Here is a 10542-nt window from a genome sequence, read left to right as displayed (position 1 = left end):
TGTATTGGGCCGCTCAAAGAAGCCGGATATACGTCAGCAATCGTGATCCTGAACCAAGCCTGCCAAGACTGTTGCAATAAGGCGGGGTCCATATACATCCACACAGGACGTTCGCTGCGCTTTGCATAGATGACCGCAAGGCGGACCAGGCTGCGTTTCATTAAACTGGGGAAAACGCATACCTGAGCATATGCGCGACGCATTGACGAAGCTCAATGAAGTCAACTGACCCGCGTGATACTTTTTTATCAAATTAAAAACTTGGAGCTGCCCCATGAGTGGAAAAATTATCGTTGCCGCGGACGGCTCTGATGCCAGCAACCGCGCAGTGGATTTCGCGGCAGAGCTGTCTATGAAGCTGGAGCGGGATCTTTGCATCGTGCATGTCTTGATGCATGGCCGTCCGTCTATGGAGTTCAAACGACTCGCAGAGGCCGAAGGATTGGTTGAAACCGTGGCCTCCGGTGCCGGCATGCGGGACGTGGCCGGCACGACATCGCTGAGCGGGCTGTTCGCAAGTGCAGAGGATGAGGTGCGAACCGCCAAATTGACGATAGCACTTGGCGAATATGTCGCGGCAACTGCCAAAGACCGCGCCGATGCAGCAGGAGCACGCAACGTGACTTTCCAGACGTGTGTCGGCGACAGCGCAGACGAGATATTGGATGTGGCGGAAGCGGAAGACGCTGATTTGATCGTCATGGGGCGGCGTGGTCTAGGCCGCGTGCGTGAAACGCTTCTTGGAAGCGTATCTCAGAAAGTGCTGCACCATGCGCCCTGTACTGTTATCCTGGTGCGTTGAACGGACAGATTTGCAGTGCAACAGAGTTTGATCCCAAGTGTATTGCCAAGATTTTTGCCGTGGTTTTGAAAAGATATTTTGTCCGGTTTCAAGTGGTCATATCCGTGTCGCAGATGTCGCGATTGCCGCAAGCAACTGTACCAATTTATCGACGGACAATAACCTCAGTACCGTATTGTGCGAGAAAGACTTGCGTGCGGGGCGCGGCTTAAAGGGGCCGGGCTGACAGCTGACCTTCACTACAGACTTCATGGGTGGCTACGGTGCGGACGAAGCGGTCAATGACCATGGCCGTGTCGCTGAGAGTACGCGCGACGGAAGCGGCAGGGTAGCCTTCGGAAATATGCAGATCGGTATGTAGAATTGTCTGACAGGTTGTTATGGATCAAGGTACGGAATTGTTTTCCGCAGCCCCTTCAGACCCAGTGATCGGAATAGCGATTGAATCGTAGCGCGCCTGTCGAACGTCTTCACGACTTGTGGGACAATACTAGCGGACTTAATGCTGCACAGGTGGCCGAACGACGCGCGACTTTCGGGCCAAATACCATCGTTGCGGAGAGTTCTTCGGGTTGGTTAGAGATCGTTCGCAGCACAGTCAGAGATCCGATGATCTGGTTTCTCATTGGCACTGCTGTCCTGTTTATCTGGCTAGGAGATTTGACGGAGGCGGCTGTCTTGGGGGCGGCCCTTATTCCGATCGCAGGAATGGACGCCTACCTTCACAGACGCACGCAAGCCTCTACGGAGGGGTTGCGTGCTCGGCTGGCGTCCCAGGCCCGGGTTCTTCGGGATGGGCGTGAAAAGGACGTCCCTTCAGAAGAGCTCGTTCCGGGCGATCTCGTTATCGTGCCGGCGGGTGCTTATTTCCCGGCAGACGGGCTAATCCAGTCTGGTGAGGCCCTGCAGGCAGATGAATCGACCCTTACAGGGGAGGCGCTGCCCGTTCGCAAGGCTCCGCTTGAGCCTCGGCCAGTCGGAACCGGGAGTGTGACAGTCGAAGGGGAGCATTGGGGCATGGCTGGGACCCGTTTGTTGACGGGCGAGGCCCGCGTGGTCATCGCACTGACCGGGCCCGAAACACTTTATGGAGAAATCGCGCGGCTGTCCCGCGCTACACAAGTCGATCGGACGCCGCTTCAGGAAGCGATCGCACGGCTTGTCCAGATCCTGCTTGTCGTAGCATTGGTGCTATGCGCCATCCTTGCAGGCATTCGCTATGCTCAGGGCTATGGCGCAGTAGATGCACTTCTGAGTGCGGTCACCCTTGCCATCGCCGCGCTGCCCGAGGAGTATCCGGTCGTCTTCTCGTTCTTCCTTGGCCTTGGTGTTTATCGCCTCGCCCGGAAGCAGGCGCTAGTCCGACGCGCCGTCGTCGTCGAAAATATTGGCCGGATTTCTTGTATTTGCACGGACAAGACAGGAACGCTGACCGAGGGGCAGCTGACGCTGCATAAAGCACTCCCCGTCGAGGGGGTGAGTGACGACGAACTGCTTACGATCGCCGCGACCGCTTCTCGTGCGGAGACCGCCGACCCACTGGACCTGATCCTTCTCGAAAGCGCACGGCCCCGGAATGGCAAGGTCGAGGCGGTCTTTCCCTTTGCCGAAGACAGACTGCGCGAGGTTGCGGTCCTTCGCTCACCTGAGGGCAGTTGTAGCGCCGCAATGAAGGGGGCGCCCGAGACCGTCATTGAGATTACTACTCTGTCAGAGGAAGAACGCCGCCTATGGCGCCAACGGACTCAGGAACTGGCTGCCTCTGGTCACAAGGTGATCGGGGTCGCCATTCGGTCGTTTCACGATTGGTCGGGGGAAGAGCCTGAGACCGGCTTCGACTTTGCTGGCCTGCTAGCATTCTCCGATCCGGTACGACCTAGCGTCGCCGACGCGGTGCGTGAAGCGCAAGATGCGGGTATCCGAGTCATCATGATCACCGGAGACCATGCACATACGGCCGCAGCTATCGCCAAAGAGACCGGTATTGGGACGTTGGACCCGCGGGTGATCGACGGAAAGGACCTGGCAGCGCATATTGACCATCAGGAAGCAGAGATCGATTTCGATGTCGTCGCCCGATGTACGCCGTCGCAGAAGCTTGACTTGGTTCAGGCACTGCGCGCCAAAGGAGAGATGGTCGCGGTGACCGGCGACGGGGTGAACGATGCGCCCGCCCTACGTGGCGCGGATGTCGGGATCGCAATGGGTGAGCGCGGCACGCGGTCGGCGCGCGAGGTCGCATCTATCGTGCTGCTGGATGACAACTTCGCCACGATCGTTGGTGCTATCGCCGAAGGACGCCAGCTATTCACGAACCTCCGGCTCAGCTTCGCCTATCTGCTCATGCTGCACGCGCCGCTTGTTGCGACGGCTGCGCTTATCCCGCTCATGGGGTATCCGCTGCTTTACTTGCCGATCCATATCATATGGATCGAACTCATCCTCCATCCGACGGCCTTGCTAGTGTTCCAGAATTTACCGTCGCAAAACGCGCTCTCTCGCCTAAGCAAGGGAAGCCGACCGAGCTTCTTCGCTCCGCGGGAATGGGTCACGATCAGCATTGTTGGTGCCCTTGCAAGCACGGTCATCCTCGGAGGCAACATCCTCAATCTCGGCGAGACTGCCGATGTCCCCCACGCGCGATCGATGGCAATGGCCTCCCTCATCATTACGGGTTCGGCCATTACTGCGGCCCTGACCGGATTTCGGTCTAGATCCGCCTGGATCGCGACAGCGGTTCCTGTCCTGTCAGCCTTTGCCGCAATTCAGATCGAACCGGTCGCAAGGGTTCTCCACCTTTCCCCACTCCATCTCATGGACTGGGCAATCGCGATGTTTGGAGGTGTGATCATCAGCGCCGGTGCCGCTTTTATGACTCAGCGGCAGGATCTTGGGAAGCCACATGCCAGGTTGCATAGATCAGGGCAATCTCCCTCATAATTGCCGATCCTTAAGGGGGAGTATTTCAGATCTAAGTCTGTCATGCAGCAACTGGTCGATTTGGCTCGAAGGAGACCTTGTCTGCAGATAACAAAAGGGTCTGATGTAGGCCGTTTGCATCGCTCAAAGTGCCACCTCTCGGTTTCTAGAGGCATGGAACTACGATCACAACTTCCGTCCGGTCTCACAATTAATTGGATAGCCGCTTGCGGGGCCCTTGATGGGCTGAACCAGCATACGGTCGAGCCAAAGGTCGCGCTTTGTTCGGAACTGCTCAATCCCGATCGACATATCCTCATGCCCGGCTGAAGGCTGTGCCTTATAGGTGCCCAGTAACCGATCCCACCAAGGAAGATTGAACCCGAAATTACTATTTTTCTTTTCCGAGCGCACCGAATGATGCACGCGGTGCATGTCGGGGGGAACCAATATCAAGCGAACCACCCTGTATGCATACTCTGGCAACCTGACGTTAGAGTGGTTGCGCATTTATTCAGAATGTCACGAAGCGCCAGCAACCAACATCGCTTGCGAGAATCGGCCTTCGTCTATTTCAACAACCAACCGCCCGCATTTGTTGGAAAGCGATTCTCCATTGGAGATCGCCGAGAACAGCAGGACCGGAATGCAGGCATTCATGACAAACCGATTCAGCCTAGGCAGGCCATGGGCTGGAAACCACCCACGCCAAACGAAAAGACTGCCAATCGCAATCATAGTGAAGATGGGCAGCATCAAAAGTAGCACATCGATCATGGTGTCTCGCCTCAACGTATGAAATGGATTGCGCCGCGCTCGATGAAGAGCGCGGCGCAAATGAACACCTCGGCGGCTTATGCGCCGTCTTGCGGTTCGAATATCCCGTCAAAGAATGCTGTCAGATCATCGAATGCTTTCAATGGCAGAACATGCGCAACGTACTGATCGGGGCGCACGATGATTAGGCACCCGCTTGTTCGGTCGATCCTGCGCATGTTGTAGATGTCGTCGCCAAGCTTGTGATCGACACAAAAGACTTTCTCGAAATCTTGCAATCCGTAACGCCCCTTCGCAGGCCGAAGAAGCGACGGCATGTCCTCGTAGTTCAGGGACTTGAAGTCTTGCTGGAACACCGCGCGAAGGTCGATCAGGGCGTCGATGTCTTCATCTTTGCGCGTGTAACGCTGCACAGGAGAGACGGGATCGTTTTTCAGCCAGTCGCACAGCTGTTCAATGGCATCACCGCGGGCGCCCACATCACTTTGCCCGGCAAATGCATAGAGGCGCCAGCGGCTGTCAGCCTCGGCCACATGGCCGAGTTGCAGAGGTTTGGCGTCTGACAGCCGAAGTGCCGGGGCGGAATGAAAGCGTTTTCCGATGATCTGGCCCATTGCGAGTTGCTGATGAGTGGGCTGTCCAATAATCCGTGAAGGATCGTACTTGACCGCCAGCCCACCGGTGAATTCCAGATTTTCGATGAACTGCTGTTGAAACCGCGGCATGTCGGTGCCGTCCAGTTCGGATTCGCCCGGAGGCGCACTCATGATCCGCGCCCATTCGTGATCGGTTTCCACCAGGCGCTTGGCCTCTTCCAGACGTTCGGCGGAATAACTGTGGAGCAGGCTGGCATCCGAGCGGCCAGTCAGCACATGCGCCAGCTTCCAGCCAAGGTTGAACGTGTCGCCCATCGACACGTTCATCCCCTGGCCCGCCTTGGGGCTGTGGGTGTGGCAAGCATCACCAGCGGTGAAGACACGTGGCATCCGCGTGGCGGTATCGCCTTCTGGAACATCGTCGAACTTGTCCGTCAACCGGTGCCCGATTTCATATACCGACCACCAGACAACTTCTTTCACGTCAATGGAATAGGGCTGCATAATCCGGTTTGCGGCCGCAATGATATGGTCCGACGTGAGGTTGCGGTTTGAAACACGCTCGTCCGGGTTGAGCTTGTCCAGCTCGACATACATCCGAAACAAATACCCGCCCTCTCGGGGGATAATCAGGACATTGCCCTCCTTGGCTGACTGGATCAGACATTTGCGGCGAAGGTCTGGGAAGTCGGAATTGGCCAGGATATCCATCACGCCCCAGGCCTGATGGGCGGCATCACCATGCAGCTTGCCGCCGATTGCCCTACGGACGTTGCTGCGCGCGCCGTCACAGCCAACGACGTAATTGGCGCGCACCGTGAGCCTGTCGCCTGCGCTGCCATCCTTGTTGACACGCTCCAAGGTGACAGTCACGGGATAGTCCTCGGTGCGAGTTTCGATCTCAAAATCCACTACGCGCAGGCCGTAGCGCGGCTCGAGCCGGGTGGGCGATTTCTTCATCACATCGAGGAAAAGCTGATGGATGCGCGCCTGATTGACGATGGTGTGAGGCATCTCGGACTGATCGTCGGCGACATCCTGAGCAATGCCAACGCGCGTTATGTGATCGGTATTTGAGGGATCCGGTTTCCAAAATGTGGTCTGGTTGACCCAGTAGGCCTCGCGCTTGACTTTGTCGGCGAACCCGAACGCCTGGAACATCTCCATCGAGCGCACGTTGACGCCGTCCGCCTGGCCCTTTTCCATGGGCCCGTGCTTTGGTTCGACGATCATGGTTGAGATTTGCGGGAAACCTGCAAGTTGCGCGGCAAGGCACAACCCTGCCGGGCCACAGCCTGCAATCAAGACATCGACCGTTTCCGGAACCACGCCGTTGTGAGGCTGTTCGCGACCGGGGGCAGGGGCCTTGACGTCCGGGTCTCCTGGATTGAAGCCATCGACATAGTACTGCATCCCTTTACTCCACTTTGGCTGGCCGTCTCCACATTTGGTATCTATACTTACTATATGGGTGGGAAAAACGTGTGCATACATACCTTTTCGGTTGTACCAATAAACCCTTAGTTGGCGCTGGTACCACCGACCAAGGAGTTGCTACGTATGATGGTCTCTGACATGCCAGGACATCTGATCCGGCGTCTTAACCAGATGTCCACGCAGGTTTTTCTCTCAGCGAATGCAGGATGCAGGACAAGATCTGACACCCGTGCAGTTCGCGGCGCTTGATGCCGTACATTCCAATCCGGGCTTAGACCAGGCGGGCATCGCCGCGCGCATTGCCTACGACAAGTGTCCGTCGTCATATAAAATGGGTAAGCGTTGCTTCAGGCCTTAAAGTTCCAGGGTAGCAGCTGCTCGATGTCCTTCTGTTTATGCCTATTGACGATGGCTGTTAGGACGCCGGTTATGTAGGTGCAGTTCAATGTTGTTCATCTTGCAGGTCTCAACCAGGGACGCGAGCATGGCCCAATTTTTTGCGCCTGCCCCGTGGCCTGCGAAGAGCGCGTTCTTTCTTTGCAGAGCGATGGGGCGGATTGTGCGCTCAACGGCGTTGCTGTCCATCTCGATGCGTCCGTCGGTTAGGAACAGGATCAATCCGTCCCGGTATTTAGCGATGTATTTGAGGGCTTCGCCTGTGGGAGATTTAGTCGAGACCTGTATACGGGCATGACCCAGCCATGTTTTGAAGGTTGCAATCTTGGGCGCGCTTTTGGTTTGACGGATTGCCAACCGATCTTCGGCAGACGTGCCTCATGCCTGTGCTTCGATCCGGTAAAGGGCTGCAATCTGTTTGAGGCCTTCCTCGGCGATGGGGGCGACGTTGTGAAGGGTCAAATCAAACAATTTGCGACGCGTATGGGCCCAGCAGTAGGCCAGTTGGATCGGGGCATTGTCGGGCAGATCAAGCACGCGGTTGTATCCGGCATAGCCATCGACTTGCAGGATGCCTTCAAAGCCCTGCAATATCTCGGACGCGTATTTTCCAGATCGCCCCGGCGCATAGGTAAAAGCCACGCCGGGTGGTTCTGGTCCATTCCAGGCACGATCATCGCGGGCGAGCGCCCAGAAATACCCTTTCTTGGTTTTACCGCGCCCCGGATCGGGCACTGGCGCGGGTGTCTCATCCATGAACAGTTTGCTGGAAGTTTTGAGATGTGCCAGCAGCGCATCGTGGACGGGCCTAAGTACACGGGCAGCCTTGCCGACCCGGAACGCCAAGGTGGCGCGATCAATATCAAAGCCCTGCCGCGCATAGATTTGGGATTGGCGATACAGCAGTAAGTGATCTGCATATTTGGAGACGATGACACTGGCCACGGTCGCCTCGGTTGGCATGCCGCCTTCGATCAGGCGTAGTTTGGCTGGTGCTAGGATTATGCCCGCCTCACAGGATCGGCAGGCATATTTGGGGCGACGGGTCACGATCACGCAGAACTGGGCAGGCACGATGTCCAGCCGTTCACTGACGTCTTTGCCAATGATGTGACGCGCGGCTCCACACCCACACGTGACCTCTGGTGCAATTACTTCCTCGATGCGCGGCAAGTGCTTCGGCAAGACGCCGCGACTATCCCGAGACTTCGACGTCGCAGCCTTCTTTGCCGGATCAATCGCCTCATCTTCGGCATGAACGACTGCCATTGCTGTCTCGATGTCTTCCAACGCAAGATGATATTGATCTGGATGACCCTTCTCGGACTTCGCGCCATAGAGCGCCCGTTTGAAGTCGGCGAGCAACTTCTCAAGCCGGATGATGCGATCCTCTTTGCGCACATTCCGCTCTTCGGAGGCAATCAAAAGCGCCTGCAAAGTAGCGACATCTGTAGGAAGATCAGTGGGGGAAGTCATGCCCGTCAGCTATCAAGAACAGGGCTTATACGCCTGCCCAAAACGCCGCCCGAGTCATTCTGCCAAAGCCGGTGGACGGATATCCAACGCGGACACGCGACGCCAGTCGAGACCTGAGAACAGCGCTTCAAACTGCGCCGGATCAAGTCGCAAAACGCCGTCCCTGATCGCGGGCCATTTAGACGCGTTTTGCTCCAAACGCTTGTAGGCCATGACGAGACCTGTCCCGTCCCACCAGATCATCTTGAGCCGGTCGGCGCGTTTGGCGTGGAAGACATAGACCGCACCGTCAAACGGCTTCTTTTGCAAATGGCTCTGCACCAGCGCCGCCAATCCATCGTGCCCCTTGCGGAAGTCCACCGGCTTGGTTGCCACAAAAATCTGCAAACCCTGCGACGGGTGGATCACAGCGCAGCCGCGATCTCGGCGATCCGCACGGCGGAAGTGTCTGCCGCCAGGCGGATCGTCACGTTGCCCTTCAATATATCAATCACGCCAATCTCAGCCTGCGCATCAAACTCGGCTATGTCTGGCAACGTGACGGCAGGTTCCTCAATCGCCACCGGAACGAAGGAAACACCGTCCTGGTTCGGCAGGACCAACTTGCCCTCGCGCGCCATCCGTCGCCATTCGGACAAATGATTGGGTCGCATCCCATAGCGCCGTGCAACCGCATTTTCCGTCGCACCATCAACCAGCGTCTCGGCTACGATCCGTGCCTTCACATCCTACGGCCAGCGTGGGCACCTCCGACCACCAACGCTCGCATCCGTGAGAAACTCAACCGTACTATCCATGGAGAAACTCCCTCAAATCCATGAAGCAGGGACTCGCAGAATAAACGCGTCAACGGAAGGTGGGGTCTAAACAGCGGTTACCGTTCAACAGAACCTCGAAGATCAAGACGGCGACTGCAGGTGGTCCCAAAGCAAGTACGACTGCTAGTTTGATCCCCATCGAGAGCATAATTTCAACTGGATGAAATCGCAGTCCCGTGGTCACATCAAATGCGAGGTCCGCATGATGCATGCGGTGCAACCGCCTAAAGTGCAGGGACTGCGTGGAACATGACATGTTGCAGATAGATGACCAGATCAAGAATGATGACCGAGAGCAGGATTGCGACCCAGCTGGGTAATGCGACGATATCGAACAGACCCCAGCCATTATCCTGTGCGATCACCGCGAACCCGACTGCCAAGATCGGAAACGTCAAACGCAGAATGATTGTATCAATCACCACCAAGGCCAGATTGTTGGACCAACGGATGATGCGCGGAATTTCTATGCGTCTGCGCGGAGCAATCAGCTCGCACAGGGCCATACTGGCCAATACCCCCAGAAACACGACGAGGCGAAGCTGCGGTTCGGTGGCAAGAATGGACTGGGTCATTGGCACGATCATAGTCTCTATGTAGGCGTCTGCGTTGTGCAGACTTGATTTGACGGTGATGATCCGTCACCGATGCATCATCGTATTCCCGAGAGTGGAGTGGAAAGCTCGCTTCTCTCGTTTTGCGGCTGCGTCATCGGGCTCAGTCGATAAGTAGCTTCTTGCGTTCAGAAAATTCTTCGGTGTCGATTTCGCCTTTGGCGTATCGTTCTTTGAGTATGACAAGAGCACGATCATGCGCTACTTGGCTGCTGGCGTTTTGCGCCGTGCCAAACAATCGCAAGAGATAGATGATACCTGCCACAATGGCGACGACAATCAAAATCATGAAGATCGGGCCAAGGACCATACCGAACCCTCCCCACTGGCTGTTGTTCCACATCATGTCATGCTCATGATAGCCAAAGCCGCCACGTTCCGGGCTTCCCCCGACCTGTGCTATCACAGTCGTAGCGGTCAGGCAGAGTGGCAGCGTCAATATCGAAGCCACCGAATTCATTCCTATCTTCATCTTGCTACTCCGTTGTGCTGCCATGATCGCCATCATCTACGCTTGATAGCGCCAATGAAGCACATCGCCACTGATGTAGATCAAAACTGAGGAAGCAATATAATAAGCGTTTTGTGCAGGTCAGCATGTCCAGCCACATTTCTATGGGGGCGAGACCTTCCACGCGATCACTCGGAGACCGTGAAGCCGAAGGTGCCTTGCATCGGGTGGCCGTCCGCAGAGAGGCCCCGCCAGT

At 56.5% G+C, this 10542-nt stretch carries 10 protein-coding genes and 1 pseudogene; 2 read left to right on the top strand and 9 right to left on the bottom strand.

Annotated features, from left to right (window positions below; translation table 11 throughout):
- Positions 1–274 precede the first annotated feature (274 nt).
- Complete coding sequence (locus tag C8N45_RS22635; RefSeq protein WP_168769576.1) at positions 275–802, top strand: universal stress protein; 528 nt, start codon at positions 275–277, stop codon at positions 800–802.
- Positions 803–1243: 441 nt separating this feature from the next.
- Entirely contained in the window at positions 1244–3742 is a 2499-nt protein-coding gene (locus C8N45_RS22630; RefSeq protein WP_108389278.1) for a cation-translocating P-type ATPase, read from the top strand.
- A gap of 165 nt (positions 3743–3907) precedes the next feature.
- On the opposite strand, the gene C8N45_RS22625 is transcribed toward C8N45_RS22630, so the two are convergent.
- From C8N45_RS22625 to C8N45_RS22580, 9 genes and pseudogenes are all read right to left on the bottom strand, one after another.
- Positions 3908–4231 (bottom strand): sterol desaturase family protein, encoded by a 324-nt coding sequence (locus C8N45_RS22625; protein ID WP_108389276.1) that lies wholly within the window; start codon positions 4229–4231, stop codon positions 3908–3910.
- A 12-nt stretch (positions 4232–4243) separates the two neighbouring features.
- Positions 4244–4558 (bottom strand): hypothetical protein, encoded by a 315-nt coding sequence (locus C8N45_RS22620; RefSeq protein WP_133176038.1) that lies wholly within the window; start codon positions 4556–4558, stop codon positions 4244–4246.
- Between the two features lie 17 nt (positions 4559–4575).
- Entirely contained in the window at positions 4576–6507 is a 1932-nt protein-coding gene (locus tag C8N45_RS22615; RefSeq protein ID WP_108389272.1) for an FAD-dependent monooxygenase, read from the bottom strand.
- Between the two features lie 371 nt (positions 6508–6878).
- Positions 6879–8403: pseudogene (tnpC, locus tag C8N45_RS22605) on the bottom strand (IS66 family transposase).
- Positions 8404–8457: 54 nt separating this feature from the next.
- Positions 8458–8811, bottom strand: coding sequence for an IS66 family insertion sequence element accessory protein TnpB (gene tnpB, locus C8N45_RS22600; protein WP_108389270.1), 354 nt, complete (start codon positions 8809–8811; stop codon positions 8458–8460).
- Positions 8808–9128, bottom strand: a complete 321-nt coding sequence (locus C8N45_RS23075; protein ID WP_245882831.1) for a transposase — start codon at positions 9126–9128, stop codon at positions 8808–8810. The genes tnpB and C8N45_RS23075 overlap by 4 nt, the downstream gene beginning before the upstream one ends.
- A 317-nt stretch (positions 9129–9445) precedes the next feature.
- Positions 9446–9796 (bottom strand): hypothetical protein, encoded by a 351-nt coding sequence (locus C8N45_RS22590; protein ID WP_245882828.1) that lies wholly within the window; start codon positions 9794–9796, stop codon positions 9446–9448.
- Between the two features lie 142 nt (positions 9797–9938).
- Positions 9939–10340, bottom strand: coding sequence for an SHOCT domain-containing protein (locus C8N45_RS23485; protein ID WP_211095505.1), 402 nt, complete (start codon positions 10338–10340; stop codon positions 9939–9941).
- Between the two features lie 134 nt (positions 10341–10474).
- Positions 10475–10542, bottom strand: a 68-nt coding sequence (locus C8N45_RS22580; RefSeq protein WP_147271833.1) for a copper resistance protein CopC, incomplete at its 5' end; no start/stop codon positions are given.

The organism is Yoonia sediminilitoris (genome assembly GCF_003058085.1).
In the GTDB taxonomy this organism is placed as follows: domain Bacteria; phylum Pseudomonadota; class Alphaproteobacteria; order Rhodobacterales; family Rhodobacteraceae; genus Yoonia; species Yoonia sediminilitoris.
The sequence above is the reverse complement of the archived record's forward strand: the minus strand, read 5'-3'. Positions and strand labels throughout refer to the sequence as shown.

Bases quoted from the DNA above. Each gene is read 5' to 3' on its own strand.
- C8N45_RS22625 (WP_108389276.1), bottom strand. From the start codon at position 4,231: ATGCGCAACCACTCTAACGTCAGGTTGCCAGAGTATGCATACAGGGTG.
- C8N45_RS23485 (WP_211095505.1), bottom strand. From the start codon at position 10,340: ATGGCGATCATGGCAGCACAACGGAGTAGCAAGATGAAGATAGGAATG.
- C8N45_RS22590 (WP_245882828.1), bottom strand. From the start codon at position 9,796: ATGACCCAGTCCATTCTTGCCACCGAACCGCAGCTTCGCCTCGTCGTG.
- C8N45_RS22615 (WP_108389272.1), bottom strand. From the start codon at position 6,507: ATGCAGTACTATGTCGATGGCTTCAATCCAGGAGACCCGGACGTCAAG.
- C8N45_RS22635 (WP_168769576.1), top strand. From the start codon at position 275: ATGAGTGGAAAAATTATCGTTGCCGCGGACGGCTCTGATGCCAGCAAC.